The organism is Frankia sp. EI5c (genome assembly GCF_001636565.1).
GTDB lineage: Bacteria > Actinomycetota > Actinomycetes > Frankiales > Frankiaceae > Parafrankia.
In genome coordinates, this window is sequence record NZ_LRTK01000022.1 from 151,989 (window position 1) to 174,106 (window position 22,118).

22 protein-coding genes and 9 pseudogenes are annotated in these 22,118 nt (G+C 68.9%); 16 read left to right on the forward strand and 15 right to left on the reverse strand.

All coding sequences use genetic code 11. The features are described 5' to 3' along the window. Positions 1 to 17: 17 nt before the first annotated feature. Positions 18 to 1,034, reverse strand: a complete 1,017-nt coding sequence (locus UG55_RS13170; protein WP_066067630.1) for a zinc-dependent alcohol dehydrogenase family protein — start codon at positions 1,032 to 1,034, stop codon at positions 18 to 20. A gap of 145 nt (positions 1,035 to 1,179) precedes the next feature. Here UG55_RS13170 and UG55_RS13175 point away from each other — a divergent pair, with 145 nt between their 5' ends. From UG55_RS13175 to UG55_RS36510, 6 genes and pseudogenes are all read left to right on the forward strand, one after another. Further along, entirely contained in the window at positions 1,180 to 1,770 is a 591-nt protein-coding gene (locus UG55_RS13175) for a TetR/AcrR family transcriptional regulator (RefSeq protein ID WP_066067632.1), read from the forward strand. A 44-nt stretch (positions 1,771 to 1,814) separates the two neighbouring features. Further along, positions 1,815 to 1,881: pseudogene (locus tag UG55_RS45345) on the forward strand (ATP-binding protein); the annotation flags it as partial. 1 nt (position 1,882) lies between these two features. Continuing rightward, positions 1,883 to 2,069, forward strand: a pseudogene (locus tag UG55_RS28480) (ATP-binding protein); the annotation flags it as partial. Between the two features lie 139 nt (positions 2,070 to 2,208). Next, positions 2,209 to 2,645: aldo/keto reductase (locus tag UG55_RS36500; RefSeq protein WP_304440408.1), on the forward strand; the 437-nt coding region annotated here is incomplete at its 3' end. A 1-nt stretch (position 2,646) separates the two neighbouring features. Beyond that, positions 2,647 to 2,764: pseudogene (locus tag UG55_RS36505) on the forward strand (aldo/keto reductase); the annotation flags it as partial. A 1-nt stretch (position 2,765) separates the two neighbouring features. Continuing rightward, positions 2,766 to 3,204: pseudogene (locus UG55_RS36510) on the forward strand (aldo/keto reductase); the annotation flags it as partial. Between the two features lie 35 nt (positions 3,205 to 3,239). Here UG55_RS36510 and UG55_RS13190 read toward each other — a convergent pair. The 4 genes and pseudogenes from UG55_RS13190 to UG55_RS28485 form a co-directional block, all read right to left on the reverse strand. Next, positions 3,240 to 3,914, reverse strand: a 675-nt coding sequence (locus UG55_RS13190) for a nitroreductase family protein (protein ID WP_242424268.1), incomplete at its 5' end; no start/stop codon positions are given. Position 3,915: 1 nt separating this feature from the next. Beyond that, a pseudogene (locus UG55_RS45350) lies at positions 3,916 to 4,034 on the reverse strand (NADPH-dependent oxidoreductase); the annotation flags it as partial. Between the two features lie 133 nt (positions 4,035 to 4,167). Next, positions 4,168 to 5,397 (reverse strand): CoA transferase, encoded by a 1,230-nt coding sequence (locus UG55_RS13195; RefSeq protein WP_066067768.1) that lies wholly within the window; start codon positions 5,395 to 5,397, stop codon positions 4,168 to 4,170. 7 nt (positions 5,398 to 5,404) lie between these two features. Then, positions 5,405 to 5,857: a helix-turn-helix domain-containing protein gene (locus tag UG55_RS28485; protein ID WP_066067642.1), complete on the reverse strand. Its 453-nt coding sequence runs from the start codon at positions 5,855 to 5,857 to the stop codon at positions 5,405 to 5,407. A 61-nt stretch (positions 5,858 to 5,918) separates the two neighbouring features. Here UG55_RS28485 and UG55_RS13205 point away from each other — a divergent pair, with 61 nt between their 5' ends. Then, positions 5,919 to 6,632, forward strand: a complete 714-nt coding sequence (locus UG55_RS13205) for an NAD(P)-dependent oxidoreductase (RefSeq protein WP_083986742.1) — start codon at positions 5,919 to 5,921, stop codon at positions 6,630 to 6,632. A gap of 42 nt (positions 6,633 to 6,674) precedes the next feature. On the opposite strand, the gene UG55_RS13210 is transcribed toward UG55_RS13205, so the two are convergent. The 3 genes from UG55_RS13210 to UG55_RS13220 are packed head-to-tail and all read right to left on the reverse strand — an operon-like array spanning position 6,675 to position 8,328. Beyond that, positions 6,675 to 7,610, reverse strand: coding sequence for a 2-hydroxyacid dehydrogenase (locus UG55_RS13210; RefSeq protein WP_066067645.1), 936 nt, complete (start codon positions 7,608 to 7,610; stop codon positions 6,675 to 6,677). A gap of 35 nt (positions 7,611 to 7,645) precedes the next feature. Further along, on the reverse strand, positions 7,646 to 7,924 hold the full coding sequence (locus UG55_RS47135; protein WP_396230892.1) for a hypothetical protein: 279 nt from the start codon (positions 7,922 to 7,924) through the stop codon (positions 7,646 to 7,648). After that, positions 7,828 to 8,328, reverse strand: coding sequence for a DUF1772 domain-containing protein (locus UG55_RS13220; protein ID WP_066067648.1), 501 nt, complete (start codon positions 8,326 to 8,328; stop codon positions 7,828 to 7,830). The genes UG55_RS47135 and UG55_RS13220 overlap by 97 nt, the downstream gene beginning before the upstream one ends. 195 nt (positions 8,329 to 8,523) lie before the next feature. Between UG55_RS13220 and UG55_RS13225 the strand changes: the two genes are divergently transcribed. The 3 genes from UG55_RS13225 (at position 8,524) to UG55_RS13235 (ending at position 11,353) form a co-directional block, all read left to right on the forward strand. Continuing rightward, a complete protein-coding gene (locus UG55_RS13225) occupies positions 8,524 to 9,465 on the forward strand; it encodes an AraC family transcriptional regulator (protein WP_066067651.1) in 942 nt (313 codons plus the stop codon). Between the two features lie 110 nt (positions 9,466 to 9,575). Next, positions 9,576 to 10,892 (forward strand): acyltransferase, encoded by a 1,317-nt coding sequence (locus UG55_RS13230; protein ID WP_083986743.1) that lies wholly within the window; start codon positions 9,576 to 9,578, stop codon positions 10,890 to 10,892. A gap of 152 nt (positions 10,893 to 11,044) precedes the next feature. After that, a complete protein-coding gene (locus UG55_RS13235; RefSeq protein ID WP_066067654.1) occupies positions 11,045 to 11,353 on the forward strand; it encodes a hypothetical protein in 309 nt (102 codons plus the stop codon). Positions 11,354 to 11,365: 12 nt separating this feature from the next. On the opposite strand, the pseudogene UG55_RS47140 reads toward UG55_RS13235, so the two are convergent. Together UG55_RS47140 and UG55_RS47145 are read right to left on the reverse strand one after the other, a co-directional pair. Then, a pseudogene (locus UG55_RS47140) lies at positions 11,366 to 11,553 on the reverse strand (hypothetical protein); the annotation flags it as partial. 1 nt (position 11,554) lies between these two features. Beyond that, a pseudogene (locus UG55_RS47145) lies at positions 11,555 to 12,337 on the reverse strand (LLM class flavin-dependent oxidoreductase); the annotation flags it as partial. Between the two features lie 235 nt (positions 12,338 to 12,572). Here UG55_RS47145 and UG55_RS13245 point away from each other — a divergent pair. Continuing rightward, complete coding sequence (locus UG55_RS13245; protein ID WP_066067660.1) at positions 12,573 to 13,466, forward strand: LysR family transcriptional regulator; 894 nt, start codon at positions 12,573 to 12,575, stop codon at positions 13,464 to 13,466. 61 nt (positions 13,467 to 13,527) lie between these two features. On the opposite strand, the pseudogene UG55_RS13250 reads toward UG55_RS13245, so the two are convergent. Further along, a pseudogene (locus UG55_RS13250) lies at positions 13,528 to 13,833 on the reverse strand (carboxymuconolactone decarboxylase family protein); the annotation flags it as partial. 88 nt (positions 13,834 to 13,921) lie between these two features. On the opposite strand from UG55_RS13250, the gene UG55_RS13255 reads away from it, so the two are divergent. Continuing rightward, on the forward strand, positions 13,922 to 14,392 hold a 471-nt coding region (locus UG55_RS13255; RefSeq protein WP_206779367.1), incomplete at its 3' end, for a hypothetical protein. A gap of 140 nt (positions 14,393 to 14,532) precedes the next feature. Continuing rightward, positions 14,533 to 15,363, forward strand: coding sequence for a hypothetical protein (locus tag UG55_RS13260; protein ID WP_066067666.1), 831 nt, complete (start codon positions 14,533 to 14,535; stop codon positions 15,361 to 15,363). Positions 15,364 to 16,949: 1,586 nt separating this feature from the next. On the opposite strand, the gene UG55_RS28490 is transcribed toward UG55_RS13260, so the two are convergent. Then, complete coding sequence (locus UG55_RS28490) at positions 16,950 to 17,465, reverse strand: hypothetical protein (RefSeq protein ID WP_128422968.1); 516 nt, start codon at positions 17,463 to 17,465, stop codon at positions 16,950 to 16,952. Positions 17,466 to 17,884: 419 nt separating this feature from the next. Continuing rightward, a complete protein-coding gene (locus UG55_RS28495; RefSeq protein WP_128422969.1) occupies positions 17,885 to 18,193 on the reverse strand; it encodes a hypothetical protein in 309 nt (102 codons plus the stop codon). Positions 18,194 to 18,648: 455 nt separating this feature from the next. Between UG55_RS28495 and UG55_RS13280 the strand changes: the two genes are divergently transcribed. From UG55_RS13280 to UG55_RS45355, 3 genes and pseudogenes are all read left to right on the forward strand, one after another. After that, on the forward strand, positions 18,649 to 19,395 hold the full coding sequence (locus UG55_RS13280) for a helix-turn-helix transcriptional regulator (protein WP_066067678.1): 747 nt from the start codon (positions 18,649 to 18,651) through the stop codon (positions 19,393 to 19,395). A gap of 8 nt (positions 19,396 to 19,403) precedes the next feature. Next, a partial coding sequence (locus tag UG55_RS36515) for an NUDIX hydrolase (RefSeq protein WP_396230887.1) occupies positions 19,404 to 19,767 on the forward strand: 364 nt, incomplete at its 3' end. Position 19,768: 1 nt separating this feature from the next. Then, a pseudogene (locus UG55_RS45355) lies at positions 19,769 to 19,874 on the forward strand (NUDIX hydrolase); the annotation flags it as partial. A gap of 168 nt (positions 19,875 to 20,042) precedes the next feature. Here the strand turns inward: UG55_RS45355 and UG55_RS13285 are convergent. After that, a complete protein-coding gene (locus UG55_RS13285; protein WP_066067680.1) occupies positions 20,043 to 20,747 on the reverse strand; it encodes a recombinase family protein in 705 nt (234 codons plus the stop codon). A 411-nt stretch (positions 20,748 to 21,158) separates the two neighbouring features. After that, on the reverse strand, positions 21,159 to 21,638 hold the full coding sequence (locus tag UG55_RS47150; protein WP_157901512.1) for an HNH endonuclease signature motif containing protein: 480 nt from the start codon (positions 21,636 to 21,638) through the stop codon (positions 21,159 to 21,161). Positions 21,639 to 22,118 lie beyond the last annotated feature (480 nt).

Here is a 22,118-nt window from a genome sequence, read left to right on the forward strand (position 1 = left end):
CCCGCCGCTGCCGACGGTCAGACGGTGACGACGATCTTTCCGATCTGGTTTCCGCGTTCGAGGTGCCGGTGCGCCTCGACGATGTCGTCGAGGCCGAACACGGCGTCGACGGTCGGGCGCAGCGCGCCGAGGCGCAGGCCGGCGCCCAGGAATGCCGCCATGCGGCGCACGACCGCGGGATCGAGGGTGTGCTCGAAGCTCATGTAGCGGTGAATCGTCAGCGGCGCGTTCATGGGCATCGACGCTGGGCGGGGGTCCAGCCAGCCGACGGTGAGCAGAGTGCCGCCGAAGCGGGCCGCGGTGGCGAGCTCGGCGAGGCCGGGTCCCATGACGGCGTCGAAGATGACGTCGGCTCCGGCCCCGCCCGTGTGCTCGCGGGTGGCCGCGACCACGTCGTCCCGGCCGGTGACGAAGACAGCCGCGGCGCCCGCGGCGAGCAGGGCGTCCTTCTTCGCGGCGCTGCGGGTGACCGCGAGGGGGACGCCGCCGAGCTGGTTGACGACCTGGATGGCGGCCAGACCGGTGGCGCTGGAGGCCGCGGTGATCAGGATGTGGTCGCCGGGCCTCGTGCCGGCCTTCTCGACGAGCGCGCCGTACGCGGTCGAGTACGCCACCCACAGCGCCGCGGCGCTCGTGGCGTCCACCTCGGCGGGCCGGCGGATGAGGGCACGGGCCGGTACGACGGTGAACTCGGCGTACGTTCCGTTGACGTCCATGTCCGGTACAGCGGTGATGATTACCGGGTCGCCGACGGCGAGTCCCCCGACGCCCCCGACGCCCCCGACGCCCCCGACGGCCCCCACGCCCGGGCCGATCGCGTCGACGACGCCGGTTCCCTCGCAGCCGATGCGTGCGTGCGGCAGGCGGATCGGCCGCGGGTAGGCGCCCGCGCGCATCATCTGCTCGATGCGGTTGAGGCCGATCGCCTCGATCCTGACCCGCACCTCTCCGGCGGCGGGCTCGGCGACCGGCTCGTCGACGATGTGCAGCACGTCGGGTGTGCCGGTCTCGTCGAAGACGACGACTCTGGGCATGGGTGAACTCCTTCGGAGCGCGAGAAAAGAAGACGCCGTGGCTGGTGCGGCCGGGCGCACGCTGGCATGATGGAAACGGAACAGCGTCCCGTTTGACGATACGGGACGTTGTCCCGGTTAGCAACGTCCAGGTGGGGGGAGTTCGGTGAGCGCGTCTGGGTCAGCCGTCGAGCCCGCGCCGCGCCCCCGGCGGGCGGACGCGCGGCGCAACGAACAGGCTCTGCTGGAGGCCGCCGCCGCGGTGTTCGTCACGTCGGGTGTCGAGGCGCCGATCCGCGAGATCGCGGCCCGGGCCGGCATCGGGACGGCCACGATCTACCGGCACTTCCCGACCCGGGCGGATCTGATCATCGCCGTCTACCGGCACCAGGTCGAGGGCCTCGCCGAGGCCGGCCCGGCCCTGCTGGCCGCCGGCGAGACTCCCTACGCCGCGTTCGCGCGCTGGATCGACCTGTTCGTCGACTTCCTGGTCACCAAGCACGGGCTCGCCGGCGTGCTCAACTCCGACGACTCCTGTTTCGACCCGCTGCACGACTACTTCCTCGAACGGCTCGTGCCGGTCTGCGCCACGCTCCTCGAAGCCGCCGCGGCCACCGGGGAGATCCGCCCCGACCTGGAACCGCTGGAGGTCATGCGCGGCGTCGGGAACCTCTGCGCCGGCGCCACCGGCAGCCACGGTTACGACGCCCGCCGCCTCGTCGGCTTCCTCATCGCCGGGTTGCGCCAGCCCGGCTGATCCGGTCTTGCTCGGGCCGACTCGACCGCGATGGTGGATTTCTGGTGTGCTTCTGGAACCGAGGCACCCGTGATCGGTACAAGGCCGCGATCGAGCGACACGGATGTCGGTNGGAACTCGTCTTCCTGCCGGCCGATCCGGCGACGCTCCGGCATCGACTGGCGATCCGCAACCGGCGGAACGACGCGAACAGTGTCACCGTCTCCGACGAACTGCTGGAACGCTACTCCGCCACCTTCCAGGAGCCGGTGGGCGAGGGCGAGCGTGTCGTCTTTCAGCACGGAGTCCAGGCGGACTGAGGTCGACCGTTCGCGATTCGCGATGACTCCGGCAGGGTCGCCCTAAAGCACGCCCGGCGGGGGAGACTCGGGAATGCGGCCAGATCGCCCGCCCGGGCGAAGCTCCGGCTGACCCCTCATCGAGAGGACTCCGCCCAGCATGCAGTTCACCAACCTCGGTCGTTCCGGTCTGTCCGTCTCGCGCCTGTGCCTGGGCACGATGAACTTCGGGCCGCTGACCAGCGAGGCCGACTCCCACAAGATCATGGATTCGGCGCACGGGTACGGCATCAACTTCTTCGACACCGCCAACGTCTACGGCCTGCGTTCCGCCGGTGTGTCAGGCCTCGGTGAGGGTGTGGGCTACACCGAGTCGATCATTGGACGCTGGTTCGCGCAGGGCGGCGGGCGCCGGGAGCGCACGGTGCTGGCGACCAAGGTCTACGGAGCGATGGGGGAGTGGCCCAACGAGGGCCGGCTGTCGGCGCTCAACATCCGCCGCGCCCTGGACGCGAGCCTGACCCGTCTGCAGACCGACTACATCGATCTCTACCAGTTCCACCACGTGGACCGCGACACCCCGTGGGACGAGATCTGNCAGGCCGTCGACGTCGCCGTCGCGGCCGGCAAGATCCTCTATGCCGGCAGCAGCAACTTCGCGGGCTGGCACATCGCCCAGGCGCAGGCCGCCGCGGCCCGGCGCGGGACGTTCGGCCNGGTCAGCGAGCAGCCGATCTACAACCTCCTCACCCGCGAGATCGAGCTGGAGGTGCTGCCCGCCGCGCGGCACTACGGCGTGGGCCTGCTCCCGTGGTCGCCGCTGCAGAGTGGGCTGCTCGGTGGCGTGCTGCGCAAGGAGCGCGACGGCAGGAGGCGCCTGGAAGGCCGGGCCGCGTCGGTCCTGGCGGCCAAGCGCCCGCAGATCGAGGCCTACGAGGACTTCGCCGCCGAGCTCGGCCACGAGCCCGGTGACGTCGCGCTCGCCTGGCTGCTGCACCAGCCGGCCGTCACCGCGCCGATCGTCGGCCCGCGTGTCCAGCAGCATCTCGACGACGCCGTCCGGGCGCTCGACGTCCACCTGGACGAGAAGGCGCTCGCCCGGCTGGACGAGATCTTCCCGGGTTACCGGACGGCCCCCGAGCACTTCGCCTGGTAGCTCCTGCGTCCCGCCTGCCCCGCCCGGTCGCCCGGTCAGCGCGAGGGCAGGCCGAGGCGTTCCAGGATCTCGCGCAGCCGGTGCCGGCCCGCCATCGACTCCGGGCCGGCGAGGCGGGCGAGTGCGCGGTCGCTCCAGTTACCGTCGAGGCCGAACCGGGCGTTGTAGGCGGCCAGGCGCGCGTCGTAGGTCGGGATGTGCGCGTCCGCGGTGACGTCGTAGCGTTCCCGGTGCAGGACGGCCTGCTGCGGTAGCCGCGGCTTGACGTCGGCCTGCTCGGTGGGGTCCGGTGCGCCGACGGCGAGGCCGAAGGCCGCCACCGTGTGTGGTGGCAGCCCCAGCTCGGCCGCCACCTCCTCGGGGCGGTTGCGGACCGCGCCGACGAACACCGTGCCCAGCCCGAGCGACTCCGCGGCGACCGCGGCGTTCTGGGCCGCCAGCGCCGTGTCGACGAAGCCGACGAGCGTGGTCTCCAGGTAGTCCACGGCACCGAGATGTGCCCCGGCCCGCTCGGCCAGCCGCTGGACCCGGCCGAGGTCGGCGATCCAGACCAGGAACAGCGGGGCCTGCGCGATGAACGCCTGGTTGCCGGCGAGCGCGGCCAGGCGGCCCTTGCGCTCCCGATCGCGTACCGCGATCACGCTCCACACCTGCAGGTTGGAGGATGTCGACGCGGACTGCGCCGCCGCGACGATGGCGGCCAGCTCGCCNTCGCTGACGTCGCGCGGCCCGAACCTGCGCACCGAGCGATGCGCGAGCTGCACCCGCAGGACGTCGTTGAGCGTGTCGAGCGTCGCGGCGGGATCGCCGTAGCGGGCGGTGGCGGGCATGGGGCACGGACCTCGCAGGAGTCGTCGACGGGTCGGGCCGACCGCCTAACCTCGTCTTGTCGATCGTATTAGTGAAGAATACTCCTCGGGTCTGCTTCAGGCAGGTCGCCGACCATCGCGTCAGACCATCGCGTCAGACGAAGCGGGGCTGGTCGCTGCCCCACGGGTGCGCGGGGTGCGGGTAGTCGTCGAAACCGGGGATCGCCGGGCGCGCGGTGGTGAGCTGGCCGTGGGTGACTGTCGCCGCCGCCGTGGGGGCGGCCGCCGGCGGATGGTGGGGGTCGCGGCCGGGGGCGTCGAGCAGCCAGGTCGCGGTACGCGCGAGGGACGCGGCGACGTCTCGTCCCCGGCCGTCGGCCGCGCGTTCCACCAGAGCGTCGATGATCGCCGCCGCCAGGAAGTAGCCCGTGGCGTGGTCCAGTGCCTGCGCGGGCAGGGCGCCGGGTGTCACCCCGTCCGCGCTCTCGATCAGCCAGATGCCGGCCGCGGCCTGGACGATGGAGTCGAACCCGCGTCGGCCCGCCCACGGGCCGAGATCCCCCCAGGCGTTGACCCGGGCACGGATCAGCCCCGGCGGCATCCGCAGGCCGAAGGCCTCGATGGCGCCGGGCCGGTAGCCGGTCACCAGGACGTCGGCCTGGTCGAGAAGCTCCTGGGCGCGCGGCCGGTCGGTGCGCAGATCCAGCAGCGCCGAGCGTTTGCCCTGGCCGGTGTCGAGGTGCTGCCAGCCGATCTCCGCCGGCACGGGCGGGTCCAGCCGCAGGACGTCCGCGCCGAGCAGCGCGAGCGTCCGCCCGCAGACCGGCCCCGCGAGGACGCGCGTCAGGTCGAGCACCCGGATACCCGCCAGCGTGTGGCCGGTCGGGGTTCGGGCGGTCACGTCCTCGCGTTCGGTCGTTCGCACGAGTGGCCCGGTGGCGGCGGCGACCCCGGGCGCCGAGGCCCGCCACTCGGCCTCCGTCCGGGCCCGGACGGCGATCGCCCCGACCTGCGCCGCCGCCTCCTCCAGCTCCGCGGCGGAGCGGGTCGCGATCGTCCTGGCGACGGTCTCCCGGTCGGGTTCGGTCAGCCCGACGATCCGCAGCAGCCGGTCGCGGTGATGCGGATAGTTCGCGTGCGTCCGCAGGTACCCGTCCGCGGCGCGGAAGAAGCCGGACAGCGGCGCGAAGGCGTTCGCGGGCGTGCCGGCAGCCCGGAACAGGCGGTCGCTGGCGAAGGCGGCGGCCACCCGCTCGGGGTCGACAGCCGCCTCGGTGACGGGACCGGTCGCCCCGGATCGGACGGCCGCCGACCGCACCGCCTCCACCGAGGCGGTGGCCAGCCCCAGCACCGGCAGCGTCGCGGAAAGCCATGCGTCGGTCATCCGGACATCATCGACCGTACGGGGTGTGGACGCCGCGACCAGGGTCACGACCACGGGCGGGCTGCGCTGGCGCGCTCCCGCGGAGCGACCGCGCGAGGTCGTCGTCGTGCCGTTGGCGGGCCGCCAGGAGGTCGTCGAGGTTGTCCCGTGCCCAGTCCCGGGCGGCTTCGACCAGGCGCAGCAGCGTTCGGCCGAGGTCGGTCAGCTGGTATTCGACCCGGGGCGGGTTCTCGTCGAAGATGTCTCTGGTCAGCAGGCCGTCCCGTTCCATCGCGCGGAGCGTGTCGGTGAGGACCTTCGCGCTCACCGCGCCGAGGAGCTGTTTGAGCTCGGTGAACCGCCGTGGCCGGGCCTCAAGACACAGAACGATCATGGCGGTCCATCTGTCGCCGATCCGCACCGGGAAGGCGCTCATCGGGCAGGCCGGATCGAACGTCGGTGCGTCGGCAGGGTTCTCCACTCCGGCAACGGTAGCCGGTCACGTTGCGGTAACCGGCGGGTCGTGCCCTAGCTTCGCGACCATGACAGAAACGGTGAAGCCAGAACGGCGGGTCGCTGTCCTCGGGGCCGGGGGCCGCGCCGGCCGGGCCGTCAGCCGGGAGTTCGCCGCCCGGGGCCACCGGGTGACCGGCGTCGTCCGCGACCTCCGTCGGCATGACTCACTGAAGGAACTCGGTGTCGAGGTGGCCGAGGCGGACGCCACCCGGGGCGGCGACCTCGCCGACGTGCTGCGCGACACCGACGCCGTCGTGGTCGCGGTGACGCCCTTCTCGGCGCCGCCGCCGTCCTTCGACGGTTTCGACGAGGCGTTCTACGAACACGTCGTCGCCGGGGTCGTCGGCGCCGCGCGGCGGACCCCGCCCACCCGGCTGATCACGATCGGGCTCTTCGCCACCCTGACGATGTCCGATGGCCGAACCGTCATGGACGACCCCGACATCTTTCCCGCGGCGCTACGGCCGTTCGCGCGGGCACACGCGCGTGAACTGCCCGCGCTGCGCCGCCACGCCACCGAACTCGACTGGCTGGTCATCACGCCACCCGCGGGGCTGCGGCCCGATGGCGACGCCGCCGCGACGGGCTACGTTCTCGTCGAGCCGCCGCTCGACAACCGCCTGCTCGGGGGCGAGATCGGCTACGGGCAGCTCGCGCGTGCCGTGGTGGACCAGGTCGAGATCCCGACCTGGCACCAGGCCCAGGTGGCCCTCCTTCCCGCGCCGGCGGCGGGTAGCTGACCACAGACAGGTATCCGGTCAGCCCTGGTCACTCGGGCGGGTTCATGCCCGCGTCGGAATGACCACGTTGTGCGGCGGCTCGCCCGCGGACAGGGCGTCGATCTGGCGGCGGAGAAGGGCGACGACGCGCGGCAGCATCGCGGCGGTGTGCCCGCCGACATGGGGCGTGAGGATCACGTCGTCCAGGCCCCACAGGGGGTGTTCCGGCGGCAGGGGTTCTGGATCGACGACGTCGAGCGCGGCCCGGACCCGGCCGGCCCGGACCGCCGCGACCAGGTCGTCGGTGACGACGACTCCGCCGCGGGCCACGTTGACCAGCAGGGCACCCGGCTTCATCAGGGCCAGGAGCTCCCGGTCGACCAGGCCCGCCGTGTTCGGGTTCAGCGGGACGGCGAGGGTGACGATGTCCGCACCGGGCAGCAGCCCCGGCAGCTCGTCGACCGCCGACACCACGCCGTCGCCGTCCACGCGGTGGGACGCCGCCACGCGGATGATCTCGACCTCGAAGGGGCGCAGGCGACTGACGATCGCCTTGCCGACGCCGCCCTGCCCGATCACGATCACCCTGGAGTCGGCCAGCGCCAGCGATCCGGTGTGTGCCCACCGGTGATCCGCCTGCGCGCGGGTCAGCGCGGGCAGCCGCCGCTGGCTGGCGATCATCAGACCGATCGCCAGCTCGGCGGTGGACGTCTCGTGGACGCCGGCGGCGTTGCTGAAGGTGAGCCCGGCGGGAAGCACGGCGCTGACACCCTCGTAGCCGATGGACTGGCTCTGCACGAGCCGCGGGCGCAGGCCCTCGAGCGCCGTGAGCACGGCCGGCCCGGCCATGTAGGGCGGTACGACGAGGTCGAGGTCCGTCCGAGGCGGCGCGCCGGAGAGGTCCCAGACGACCACCTCGGCTCCGGGAGCGGAGGCCAGCGCCGCCCGGAGCTCCTCGGTGGGCACGGTCACGACCAGTGGCCGGCGGTGCTGGGGCAACGGACTTCCCTCCTGGTGCGGGTGTCTGACGGCGGTCAGCCGAGGCGGGCGCCGTACACGTGGTCCACCAGTGCCTCGACCTCGGGACCATACGGGTCGGTCCCCGGCCCGACGAGTGTCACCGCTCCCTCGGCGGTGGCCCAGCTCCGGCCGTCGGGGCTGGTGACCTCCAGAAGCCCCGCGGTGGCGGCCCGGCCGAGCCCGAGGCGGTGCCGGGTCAGCCTCGGCCGCGTGCCTGCAGCAGCAGCGCCCAGGTGAGGCAGCCGAACGCCGCCACGCAGGCGGCGGTCCGGATGAGGTTCCAGCGCACCCAGGTCGCTTCGAACCGGTCTCGGGCCGCCGCGAGGTCGGCGGCCCGGCCCGGTTCGCCGGCGGCGGCGAGACCCTCGTTGAGCGGGACGTTGACGGCCCCGGTGGTGAGGATGGTCAGGCCGTACAGGACGAACGCGGCGACGATCCACGGCAGTGCCGGGCGCTGGCCGGAACCGAGCTGCACCGCGCCGGCCAGGCCGGTGAGCGCCAGCGCGCCGAGGAAGGCGAGGAAGAACCAGCCGTTGAGGATCGCGGTGTTGATGGACCGCATCGCGGCGACGAACGTCCGGTCGTCGGTCGCCCGCAGGCCCGGCATGACCGAGCAGGCGAAGGCGAAGTAGATACCGGCCATCAGGCCGACGCCCACGGTGGCGGCGATCAGCGAGCCGTTGCGGAGTGGTTGCATCGTCGCCCCCGAATCTGTCGCCGTCTCCGCGGCTGTCCTGGGCCTCGTGGCCGCTCGACGTCGTCCGTCAGGGCGGTCGTCGTTCTGGTGGCGTGTTTCATGATCTTAGTAAAGGCCAACGGCCTGAGACGGGCCATGGCTGAAAGTCTCAGTTGCATGTTCACACGTCCAGATCCCGGCCGTTAGGCTCCGATCATGGACGCTGTCGTCGGCCTGCTGGACGGACCGCGGGCGCACGGCGCCTTCCTGCTCCGCTCGATCCTGACCCCGCCCTGGTCACTGCGCATCCAGGACGAGGCGCCGCTGTCGATCGCGGCGATGGTGCGCGGCGACGCCTGGGTCCTTCCCGACGGCGGGCAGCCCACCAGGCTCGCCGCCGGGGACGTGGCGGTCATCCGCGGGCCCGCTCCCTACACCGTCGCGGACGACCCGGCGACCTCGCCCCGGATCGTGATCCACCCGGGGCAGCACTGCACCGACCTGGCCGGCAACAGCCTGGCCGCGACGATGGACCTGGGCGTGCGCACCTGGGGCGACAGCCCCGACGGCCCCACGGTGGTCCTCACCGGTGCCTACCAGCTGGACGGGGAGGTCAGCCGGCGGCTGCTGCGGGCGCTGCCGCCGCTGCTGGTGGTGACCCGCGACAGCTGGGACTCCCCGCTGGTCCCGCTGCTCGCCGACGAGATCGTGAAGGACGAGCCGGGCCAGGAGGCCGTGCTCGACCGACTGCTCGACCTGCTGCTTATCGCCGTGCTGCGTACCTGGTTCGCCCGGCAGGGGGCGGCGGCCCCGGGCTGGTACCAGGCGTACGCCGACCCGGTGGTGGGCCGGGCGCTGCGCCTAATGCAGAGTCATCCGGCCCACCCGTGGACGGTGGCCGGCCTCGCGGCGCAGACCGGTGTCTCCCGTGCCGCGCTGGCCCGCCGCTTCACCGAGCTGGTCGGCGAGCCGCCGATGACCTTCCTGACCGGCTGGCGTCTCGACCTCGCCGCCGACCTGCTCCGCGACCCGGAGACCACCGTCGGCGCGGTCGCCCGGCAGGTCGGTTACGGCAGCGCGTTCGCGCTCAGCGCGGCCTTCAAACGGGTCCGCGGGATCAGCCCGCGGGACCATCGGACCGCGCGGCCGGCAGGCTGACCGGCCACGGCCGGTGCGGACCGGCGGGAGTGACCGCCGAGGTCTTTGGGTAGCGCTTATGTCGCGCTCGGTGACGGGCGGCCGGTCTGGCGGGTCTGAGGGGAGGGCCGATGGCGCGGCATGGAAACGGGCGGACGGGCGGCCCGCTCGCCGGTCCGGCTCCGCCCTGGGTGCCCGACCAGCCGCGGCCCGCCGGCGGAGCCGGGCGCGGCGCCTACAACCCCGCGCTGGACGGCGTCCGCGCGCTCGCGGTGCTCTGCGTGCTCGTGTTCCACCTGGACTCGCTGCCCGGCGGGTACCTGGGCGTCGACGTGTTCTTCGTGCTCAGTGGCTTCCTGATCACCAGGGGGCTGCTGGCCGAGCGGGACCTGCTCGGCGGGGTGTCCCTACGGCGGTTCTACCTGCGCCGCGCCCGTCGGCTCCTGCCCGCCTTCTGCCTGCTCGTCCTCGTCGGCGCGACCTCCGTCCTGCTGCTGGGGGTCGGGCCGGCCGGCGAGCGGGCCGAGTTCCTCGACTCGCTGGTCGCGTCCACGCTGTATGTGAACAACTACTTCCAGGTGGTCCGGCAGAGCACCGGGGCCGGCTGGCTCGGGCATACCTGGTCGCTGTCACTGGAGGAGCAGTTCTACCTGCTCTGGCCGCTGCTGCTGCTCGTCCTGTGCCGCCGGCCGTCGCTCGAGCGGCGGCTGCCCGTGATCCTGCTGGGCGGGGTGGCCGCCGTCCTGCTGTGGCGGGAGGTACTGGCCGCCTCCGGTGCCTCGGCGACGCGGATGTACTTCGGCCTCGACACCCGCGCGGATGCACTGCTGGTCGGCTGCGGGCTGGCGGCGTGGCTGCGGCCCACCCGGCAGCGGCGTTCCGCCGCCCGTGCCCCGGCTGCCCCTCCAGCGGTTGTCCCGCCAAGGGCCGTCCTGCCCGCGGCGGGGCTAACCGCGCTGGTGCTGCTCGCTGTGGGTACGGCCATCGCACCGAACGCATGGGGCCCGCGGCCGACCGTGATGTGCCACGGCGGCTACACCGCCGCCGCGCTGCTCGCCGGCGTCGTCATCCTCGCGCTGGAGCGTGGGGCGACGTCGAGCTGGCTGTTCCGCGCCCTCGCCGCCCGGCCGCTGGCCTGGCTCGGCCGGATCTCCTACGGCTTCTACCTCTGGCACTTCCCGGTGGTCGCCCACTGGGGCCGTGGCCTGACCGCTGCTCTCGGCCGCTGGCCGGCGATCCTGGCTGTCGGTGTCATCTCCGCGGCCCTGGCGGCCGCGTCGTACTACCTGCTTGAGCGGCCCATCCAACGGCGCCGACCGGCCAGGCCCCGCCGCCGACCCCGCCGAGGCGCCGTGGGCCCTGTCGGCCTCGAGCCGGCCGGCCCGCCGCGACGTGCGCCGGCGGTGGCGGGCAGCACGGGGCCGGACGCCCATGGCCGCCGGCCGTAACGGTCACGGCGCTCGTTCTCGGCTGGGTTGGCGGCAGCCTGGCCGGGCGTCCGGCTCCGGCCGGGGCCGCGACGTGCGACCTGCCGAAGCCTTCACCGGCCGCCTTCCGCGGCGCCGTCCTGGAGACGTCCGAAAGCGGGCGGAAGGCAACCGTGCGGACCGACGCCGGGCGCGTGGTCACGGTGCACGGGGGAGCGATGGGCGGCGCTGTCTGGACGTCGGCCGACCGCACCTACACAGTCGGCACCCACTACGAGTTCCACCCGCGCAACGACACCGACCCCTACCGGGACGACATCTGCACCGCGACGCATCCGGTGGCCGCTCCCGCACCGTCATCGACCGGGTGGCTGATCTCCGGTGTGGTCACCGGTGTGACCGCTGGTGTGGTCGTCGTCGGGGTGGCGCTCGGTGCCGGACTGGTCGTCATCCGGCGTCGCCGCGCGAATCCGCATCGTTAATCGTCAAGATAGTCAACCTTGTTGACGTGGACCCGTCTGCGAGTTGATCTTGGACAATGCCGTGGCGAAGCTGGTGGTGCGGTCGCGGTCGGCTTCGGGGCCGCACGGGATGATCTGTAGTTCGGTCACTCCGGCCTCGGCGAAACGGTCGATCTCGCGTTCGAGGGTGCTCTCGTCGCCGATCAGGGCCATGTCCGCCGNGCCGGCGACACCTTCCCGGTCGAAGGCGGCGCGGTAGCTCGGCAGGCCGGTCGCCGCGCCGAAATGCTCGTGCACCCACCCACGCAGACCGTCGGCGTCGTTCGTCAGGCCGACACAGACACCGGCGACCACGGCTGGGACGGGCCGGCCGGCGGCCTCGGCCGAGCGGGTCAGCGCCGGCAGGACGTAGTCGGTCACCGTGCGCGGCCCGGTCCAGCTGGTCACCGTGCCGTCGGCGACCTCGCCGGCGAGCTGGAGCATCCGCGGGCCGAGCGCGGAGAGGAGGACGGGCGGCGGGGGTACGGGGGGAAGGCCGAGCGCGCCGATCGCCGTCCAGCTCGGGCCGTCGTGCTTCACCGGCTCGCCGCGCAGCAACGGCAGCAGGATCTCCAGGTATTCACGCAGGTTGGCGACGGGCTTCGCGGTGCTGTAGCCGTACTGGCTCTCGATGAAGGGCAGCGGGCCGGGACCGAGGCCGAGGACGAGCCGGTTGCCGGTGGCGGCCTGGGTTGTCAGCACCTGTGCGGCGAGTGCCAGCGGATGGCGGGGGTAGGTCCGCACGATCGAGGTGCCGAGCCTGGTCGAGGTGCTGAGCCTGGTCGAGGTGCTGAGCGCGGACGACGCGGGCTCCGGCCCGGCGGCGCAGAGCAGTGTCAGCGGGTCCCAGCCGCCGCGCTCGCTGAGCCAGACCGAGGCGAAGCCGGCGTCGCCGGCCGCGCGCAGCTGCCGCCGGACGTCCTCCACGGTTCGCCGGTGGTCGTCGACCCACAGTCCTATCCGCATTCCGAGTGCCTTTCGTTTTCCCGCTATATGTCCCCGCGGCGTCTCCGCGGGCGCCTATATGTGCCTCCTTCAGTCAACGTGGCGGGTGCCGGTCGACCAAGGTCCGCTTTCCACGCACAGCGATAACGAGAACTGATCGATGGGCCCGATCGGCGGGCTGTGAGTTCGGCGACGTGGCACGGTCGGTCCGGTGCGGCCGGCGGGGATTCGTCGCGCGCCGCGGTAATGGTGGACCGTGGAACTGCGCCAGCTTCGCTACTTCGCCACCGTCGCCGAGGAGTTGCATTTCGGCCGGGCCGCCGAACGCCTGCACATCGCCCAGCCCGCGGTGAGCCAGCAGGTGAGCCGGCTCGAACGGGAGCTGGGCCTGCGCCTGTTCGACCGGTCGTCGCGCCATGTGCGGCTGACGTCGGCGGGGGAGCGCCTGCTGGTCGAGGTCCGCGCCGCGCTCGCCGCCGCGGACCGGGTTGCGGTGCTCGCCGCCGATCTCACGGCCGCGCCGATGAACGTCCTGCGGGTGGGAGCGAACCCCGGCCTCGGCCCGCGGCTCGACCGTGGGCTGGAGCGGCTGCGGCGGGCGAACCCCGGGTTCGAGGTGGAGCTCGAGCTGGTCGGGATGCCGGTGATCGACCAGCTCGCGGCGGTGTCCCGAGGCGAGCTGGACATGACGCTGCTGCGGGTCACGCCCACCGGGGAGGGGCTGCGGGTGATCGACCTGTGGCCCGAGCCGGTGGTGGCGGCGCTGCCGGAGGCGCACCCGCTCGCCCGGCGGGCTGCCGTGCGGCTGGCCGACCTCGCCGACCTGCCGTTGCGCCTGCCGTCCCGGGAGCAGGACCCGCTGTTCCGCGCGTTCGCCCTGGACGCGTGCCGTTCGGCGGGCTTCGAGCCCCGGCTGAGCCGGCCGACCGGCAGCCCGGCCGACGCCGTCCTGGAGATCGCGAACGGTTCGCCGGCCTGGACGTTGGTCTATGCCGACGCCGTCCCCGAGGCGGGCGCGTCCCGGGTCGCGGTCCTGCCGCTGGACCCGCCCCTGACCGCGCGTGGCTGTGTCGTGATCCCCAGGACGCGGACCGCGGCGTGCGTCGCGGGCCTGCGGGGTGCCTTCGGTGCCGGCGGGGGAGGCGACTGAGCCCGCGCCGGCTGCTCCGCCGGGGCGCCGGCTGTTCCGCCGGCTGTTCCCCGACCGCGGCTCAGACGGTGGTGGGTGGCGGGGTGCGGGTGGTGACCGCGAACCGGTTCCAGAGGTTGATCGTCGCGATGGCGACGATGAGGTTGGCGGCCTCCTCGTCGCTCCAGACCTTGGTCACGGTGTTCCACACGTCGTCGGGCACGCCGTCGGGGCCGAGCCGGGTGACGGCGTCGGTCAGCGCCAGGGCGGCCCGCTCCCGCTCGGTGAAGAAGGGCGACTCGTGCCAGGCCGCCACGGAGAACAACCGGCGACTCGACTCGCCGGCGGCGAGCGCGTCACGGCTGTGCATGTCGACACAGAACGCGCAGGCGAACTCCTGATCACGTATTGACGTGAAGATGCCCCCGGTGGTCCTGGCAGACCCCGGGGGCGGAGTGACTCGGGAGGTCACCCACATGATCAGCAGTGTACGACGCGCGGGCCCTGAAACGCCTGGCCTGGTGAAGGTTTCGCCCGCAGATGTCGCCCTTGACCAGCGTATGTACGCCGCTGTCCACGAGTGCGGCCACACCGTCATGCGGTACCTGCTCAACCTGCCCGTGACCGCCGTCCACATCGACGAAGACGGGGGTGGGCTGAACGAGGGCACCGGCAAGATGATCCGCGCGTCCGACATGAACAAGATCAGCCTTGCCGGATCTGTCGCCGAGTTCATCCACGCTGGCATCACCGACCGGTCGCCGTTCGAAGCGGAGCAATCCCGCTACCTGGTCGACTGTCCCGAGGATGACGGCGACGATGGGTACTCAGACCATGGTTCCGTCGTCCGGGCCCTGATGACGATGTACCCGCCGACCCTTCATGATCACATCCCGGACATGATCACGGGTGAAGCGGCGTTCGTCCGCCTGCTTCTGTCCGACCCGNCCGCGTGGACCCTCGTCATCGCCATGGCTACCGAGCTGTACGAGCACGGGTCCCTGTCCGCCGAACGGGTCAGTGACCTCTGCCTGACGCTGCTGCCCGCTGACGCGCCCGTTGACGCTGCCGTGAACGTGGTAGCCCGATGAAGCGGATCACTGGACAGGGTGTCGAGCACGCCCTAGCCACCGCGCTCCCGTCCCTACTCGGAGCGGGTGTGTTCGCGGTGGCGTTCGTGCATGTCCACGATGTCGCCCGGTGGGCTGGACAGCCTGAGTGGGCATCGTGGCTCATAGCGACCACGGGTGAACTCATGGCGATTGCCGCGATCGTGGAGATCCGTGCGCGCCGCCGGGATGGGGGTTCCCTCTTCTGGCCGGTGCTCGTGCTCGTGGCTTCCGTGATCTTCAGTGGCGCCTGCAACCTCACCGCGGCGTACGGCTTGAAGAGTGATCCCGGTCACTGGACCCCCGTAATGGCGCTCTGGCCGGTGATCGCGTTCGCGTTGGTCGCTGGCCTGAAGGCGACCCGTTCCACACCCGCGCCGGTGAGCCTGCCCGTCGTCGAGGACAGCCCGGTGGTTGCGCCGGTGACAGCTCCGGTGGTGGAACCGATCACCGTAGGCACCACCGTGGAGTCTGCGCCGGTGAGCGCGCCGGAGCCCCTGCCGGTAGAGCCGACTCCTGAGCCCACACCCGCGCCGAAGACGCGCACGCAGAGCACCACGCGGAAGAGGACCACGCCCCCGAAGCTCACAAAGCGGGCGCAACTCCTGGCCCTGCTAGCTGCGGTTCCGTCATCGGACCGGCGCAACGAGGGACAGATCGTGGCTGACCTGGCGGCGCAACTGGACCTTGCTCCCGGTACCGCCCGTAGGTACGTCGCAGAGTCGAAGCGACCCGCGCCGGTAGCTGTCCTCGCTGGTGACACGTCGGCTGACGAGCTGGTTGACGAGTCCGTGGCGGTGGCAGCGTGAGCGCTCTCGTCTCCCCACCGGCCCGACCGACGATCCGTCCGCAGGTCCGTATTTGGTGGGCGTGGGACCTGGACCCCCGGACAGCGTCCGCGTGGATCGACGGACGGGGCACCGTGAACATCCCGGTTGGCTCCGACGTCGCCCCCCTGGTCGGTATCCAGGGCTACCCGACCGGTAACGGCCGGTGCAAGCGTCGGTGCCTCCTGGCGAACGTTCCGGAGCTTCTCCGCCCCCTGGTCGATATCGCCATATCGCAGTGGATCACGCGGCCCCAGGATCACCCGATGGCTAGCCGGATCCTCACCGACCAGGCCTTCACCAGCTCCTGAGCTGACCAGCCCCTCACAGGAAACGCCCCGTCGGACGAATCCGGCGGGGCGTCCCGAACCGCGTGTGCAACCACGCGGATCACTCACCAACAGACCTCGAAGGATACCGCGAGCCATGTCATTTGCTCTACAGCAAGCAGCGTGGGAGCTACTTCCCGGTGAGCTGTCGCCACAGGAACGGGTGGTGCTCCTGGCGTTGGCGGAGGACTGCCGTACCGGTCGTGATGTCGCGAGCCCCGGTCACAAGGTGCTCAGCGCCCGTACCGGACTCGCCCGGACACAGCTCAGTACGACGATCGCCCGTCTCGTCTCCCGGGGCCTGGTGAGCCTCTCAGAGCGTGCACGACGGGGCCGGAACGCGGTCTACAGGCTCCTGTTCTCCCCTGTGGATAACCAGGCACCGGTACCGGCCCCCCGAACGCAGTCCACACCGCAGGATGCTCCGACTGGTACCGATCATGGTTCCGATAGCGACCGGTCTACCGGGACCCTCCATGGAAAAGCTCTTCCCAAGAGTTCAAAACCAGGCGGTTTCGCATCGAGGATCAAGGACAAGATCGGCAGCAAGGGCAGGGGCGACTACCCATGGCGGGCCCCCTCGAACGCACCGACCAACCGCCTGGTTCCGGAGCCTCGCCCCGATCTGGGCTCCCTGCCGGTTCCGCCGGAGTGGGCGATTGAAGCCGCCAGGACGCAGCTAGGCCGTTTCGCTGCACGTCCTGCGGTTCTCGCCGTGGCACGTGAGCTTGCGGGGGCGGCGGCATGACTGAGCCCCTGACCAGCAAAAAACGATACTCAAGGCTTGGGCCCAGAAATACGGAACTGCCTGTTGTCTTGCTGGATGATCCGCCGCTAGGCCGATATCAGCATTTGTATTGAAGTATCGACCATCCCGACCCGGTGACGCTAGAACTTCCCAGATTATAATGGACAACTGAAGTGATGCCGTAAGATGAGTATTGCTCTATTGCTGTGCTCATCTTGAAGCCAGTTGCGTTCTGGTTGTATATACCGCCTATCACGGTAGGGCTTATCCCAAATGNGGCACCCCAACCGGTTCCCGCGGGCATGGTATGACTGGAGTGCACGTATATCGAAGAGCATAGGGTGTCGGGTGCCGCGGAAGCAGGTTTTGCCGTAAAAAAAGCCAGTAGCATCGTCGATGCTATCGCAAAAAATTTCAGAGCCAACCGAGAAGCTCTCGCCATGCGCCTATTCCCTGCTTTCTAGAATTTCTAGTTATCGCGATGAAGAAAACTACTCAACAAACATGACAAAAGATTTGCATGGGCCGGAGTTCTCAACGGTTATCTCCAGTTGCAGGTACTCTTTTCCATCGGAATCGGTAATCATTTCCGGCTTCCCTGTCGGGCGCGCCTGGCCGGCGAAACCGTCTGTGGAGAAGGCGAATCCGGTCGGATTCCTCGGGTAGTCGAATCCTTCGTCGAGTGGGCCAACCTTAATCGTGTATTTTCCGGGCCCTGTGATGTCTATGGGAAGTGATGCGTAGGCGTAGTCGCCAGCGTTCTCAATTTGAGTCCCAGGCTGTCCAGCAATTGGTGGCGGTGTTGCCAGAAGTTCACGCTTTCCTACACGCATTTCAGCGAGTTTTGTCGGTACGTCAACCGTGGTGCAGGGAGCGTCGGGATCTCCCGACTGTGCAACACTCGCCGCAGAGACCGTTACCCCCTCGCCTCCGCTACCGCATCCGGCCGATAGAGCTATCCCGAGAGAACAGCCGACGACGACAAAAGAACGCGCTAGGCGCTTCATTCATCTCCCACTTTCGATTAGACCGGGGCGGTTCACNGACTTCAAAGGATCACGTTTTGAATGCTGCATCGCAATTGGATGTGATGGTAATCATAGTTCAGTCAAATGCCGGACGTCGATGATTTCTTCGGCGCAGCCCGCTGACCTGCGGATTCTCGTCGGGCATTACGGAGTGTTAATTCGTTGACATAATTGCGACCGAAAGTAATCGTCGCAGGTAGGTGCCCCCCTGGTGAGGCTAGGGTCCGCCCCCTCCCGCAGGATGGTCTGCTGCACCTCGTGAACGTCGGACAGGATGTCCACCCTCGTCACGTCCTGGTCCTCAACCAGGGCCAGTTGCGCCNCCGTGGGAAGGTCGATCCTCCGGGCCTTCCACTCCGGGACGTACCAGTCCGTATGCCTCCCGGCGGCGGAGACTCTCAGGTACGGCATGTTGTGGTCCGTTTCCCCCGACCCCCCGACCGGGGGAGAACGCCACCGGCCGGAACGCCAGCGGCCGGAACGCCACCTGTCGGATCACGACGTGTCGCACCGACAGTTCTGGGCTCCTCGACGGGGCCCGAATCCGCCACCATCCGCCCGTGGTCGAAGATCTTTACCTGTTCCACGTCCGGCACCAGGGAGAGCAGGTGCGCGGCGAGGTTGGCCAGGTTGGCGTGCCGGAACGCCTGTCCGTCGATCACTGCGGACTCGGGAGGCCCGGATGCGTAGTACAGGACGATCAACACGGCGCACCGATCGCAGCATGGAGCCGGGCTCGCAGAGCGCGGGCANGTTCGACGCCAGGACCCGCGAGGAACAGCACCCGCGCGCAGCCATCGTCGAGCACCTCGACGGACGTCACGTGACGCTCCAGATGCTGGCGTGCGGCGGCCCGGACACCGACGTCCAGCAGCGTGCCCCACGGCAGGTAGGTCCTCTTTCGTTCACCTTGGACCCCGGTCACCACGATGTACGGCATAGGGCCCCCTGCCCCGTCGGGGCCCACGGGCACACCGGCTTCGTCGGCGGCAGCGCACCCGTGGGCGACTCGGTGAGCGCACCGACCCCCTGACTCCCCGATGCGCCCAGAGCAGAACCTGACAGGCACGGTGGGGACACGGTCACCCCCGGCGAGGGACACTTCGGGACGCCTTACGCTGGAAAGGTCCCCTGACCCTTGGTCCTCCTGGGAGCGGCCCCTATGCCCAACGAACGGCTCAGAACGGCGCTCACCCGACGGAGCTGGACACCACCGACTCTCGGCGAGGCACTCGGTGTGGACGCTAAGACAGTCGAACGATGGGTGACCAAGGGCCGGACCCCCCATCGGGCTACCGCCATGCGCGCGGCGAGGCTCCTGGGCGAAGATCCCGATTACCTGTGGCCCGATGTGGGTAAGCGCGTGGCCATGGACGAAAAGCACGGTGAGGTAGTGACGGTTTATACCGAGCGAAGTGCCGTGCCGAATAAGCGGTGGCTATCTCTTTTGCAAAGCGCTATTGAAAGCGTCGATATTCTTGTTTTTGCCGGGCTGCACCTACCCGAGGCGAACCCCTCATGGATTCGCGAAATTCAAAACAAATGTGAAAGCGGGGTCAAAGTTCGAATAGCGTTCGGGGATCCCGATTCTGTGGAGGTGCAGACGCGCGGCGAAGAGGAAGGGGTTGGTGAAGGAATGGCTGCCCGCATTCGCTATGCCCTTTCCTGGCATCAGCCCATTATTGGAATCGAGAATCTCGAAGTCGGGTTTCATTCAACCGTTCTTTACAATTCTATTCTTCGGTTCGACGACCAGATGCTCGTGAACCCCCACATCTACAGCATGCCCGCCTTCCGGGCCCCCATCCTGCACCTACGGAGGATTGAGGGAGGACCCCTGTTTGAGACGTACGTCGACTGTTTCGAACGTGTCTGGTCAGGCTGCCGGCCCCACGACGGTAACAAGTAGGGAGCACAGTGCCCCGCGTTGACTATCTGGACGACCCGAACGCCCCCAAGGCGAATAGTATTGTGCCTGCCGTAAGCGCAATAGTGCCTGACGACCAGGGGCACATACTGCTTATCCGGCGGACGGATAATGGCTACTGGGCTATTCCCGGGGGTGGCGTCGAGCCCGGAGAATCAGTGAGTCAGGCCGTGGTGCGTGAGGTCATCGAAGAAACCGGGATTGAATGTGAAGTCACCGGTGTAGTCGGCATCTATTCGAACCCCAATCACGTCGCCGCGTATGACGATGGCGAGGTTCGGCAACAATTCTCGATTCTTTTCCGGACAAAGATGGTCGGGGGAGACATAAGGACTAGCAGCGAATCGTCACAGGNTGTTTTCGTGCCGACAGGCGAGCTGGATTCCTATGATATGCACCCCTCGATACGACTCCGGGTCGATCACTATTTCGAGAATCGCGCGGAGCCGTACATAGGCTGAGTGCCACTGTGCCACTGTCCTCCGGCGTTCTGGGGAAAAGTGCGCGTGACACCTGGTAGACGATCTTGATCGAAGATCATTTAAGGGTAGGGGGGGTCGTCACGCAAAGTAACCGTCAGCCATGGTGACTGACGGTTACGGAGCTTCGTGACTAGCGTGTGATATGTCTCACGCAGCAGCAGTAGCAGCGCGGGCCCGCGTGAGACACCGGCTGACCGTGGTGGGGTGCCAACGGTCGCCACGCTTCGGCCGGTGTCCCTCTTCCTCTAGCGCAGTGCAGATCTCGCGCAGGCTCTTGCCGTCATTGTCAAGTTCGATCATGCGTGCAAGCGCGTCTTGCTCGCGCTCGTCTGCCGTCAGCTCCTTGTCCACGGCCTTCTGACCGAACGCGGGTGCACCGTAGGCGTAGCCCCCCTTGCTCGCCTTGTGCGCGCGGCCGGTGCGCAGACGAAGAGCGATCATCGCGCGCTCGTACTCAGACACGGCGCCTAGCACCTGGCGAATCAGCTTCCGGGAAGGGTCGGCAGGGTCGTCCACCAGGTAGTCAGCCTCGCTGGCGACAGCGGAGAAGACAGCCGCACCCATCCGCCAGACTTCCGCGATGAGCTGTTCCTGAACCACCAGGTCACGAGCAAGCCTGTCGAGCTTGGGGACCACGATCCCGTCAGCCTGTCCGTCCTTCAGGGCCCGCAGTGCCTTGGCCAGTTCGGGGCGGTCCTCCAGCTTCCCGGACACACCTTCCTCCGGGAAGACTTCGACGATGCGGTGACCGTTGGCCCGTGCCCACGCCCGGACGGCGTCACGCTGAACGTCGAGCCCGTACCCGTCGAGCTGCTTCTCAGTCGACACTCTGAGGTAGGCGATGACTCGCATGCGTGACCAACTCCCTGACCTGGACTGTTACATCTACTGGCATAAGTGTAACGACCGGCAGGGATGTAACAGGCATCGCTGTCGAGCCGGAACGCCCAAATCACACACAACACGTCTGTTGGTCTACGTTCTGTCGTCATGTGACTACAGGCGTACCCAGGGGTAGAGGTACCCCCGGGATCGTCGTGGTCCTGGCCGATGGGCAACGGGACGTCGAGCACCTGGCCGATGCACTGTGCTGGTGAACGAGGGCGGGATCGTGGCCAGCAAGCCCGTCAAAAGCTCTGTGGGCACCGCCGGGAAGTTGGTATTGGGCTCTGGGTACGTGGTTGTGCTGAAACGACGGAGCCCCGTTCCCGTGTTGCTATGGGAACGGGGCTGTCGCGGTAGAATTGGTTCAGGGAATGTCTGCTACGTCCGGTAGTTAGCGTGGTCGGCAGGGGCTTGTGAGATTCTTGCAAGCTCCTGTTGTACCGCCGGATTATTCATTACCAGGGCCCGACAGACGAGGTCCCATCTGTGCCAGGTGAGCAGGTCCCTAGCCCCTTTGCTGCGTGAGCAGTGCTGGCAGACCGGAATAATGTTCGACTTGTCATCGATACCCCCCGCTGCCAGGCCATGTACGTGATCTGTTTCCGTAGCTTTGGCCCCGCAATATCCGCATGGTCCGCTCTCGCGAATTATTTTTAGTTCTTTTCTGGAGACGCCGCGGCCCCCGTTTTCTTTAATACGTGCTTTTCGGATCGACTTCTTTTCTTTCCATCGGGCCCGCTTTACCTCGTCGGGTAGAGCGCTCCACGCGCACCGGTCACATAGAGCCGAATAGCGCTGGTGTTCTCTACCGCATTTACAAACCTTGACCCCGTTCCTGGTGAGCGTCGCCGTACTCACCGGAGGAAGTTCCTTACACCCGCAGAATATGGGCCGCTACCGCTCTGTGCACCGACAGGCCATGAGCACCCAAAATTGCTGCAACGCTTCCACCCGATGGTTTGACGAGGGTCTTTTCCCATCCTCTGTACGGGGCCGGTGAGTCCGTTCTCTGCGATGCCTTGACCCGCGCTGCCGGAACTCCAGACCTCCGACCCGCAGACAGGACAGACCTCGTGCTCTGCGGGCTCCTGTGCGTTCTGTAGGGCTGTCTGCTGCGCCCTCTCACGCTTCATCCCCAAGACCCCGACCTCTGCCGCACGGGCTGTCCAGGCGGCTTCTGTAGCTGCCTCTACGGCATCCTGCTCACGTTGCTGTGCTGCTACTTTCGAGGCCCAGAACCNCGACGGTGAATTAATACCTGTATCCATACGAATATCCTTTGTTGTATCAACTATTGTCGGGTCATCCTGCGACCCGAAATCATTTATTTGCAGGCGG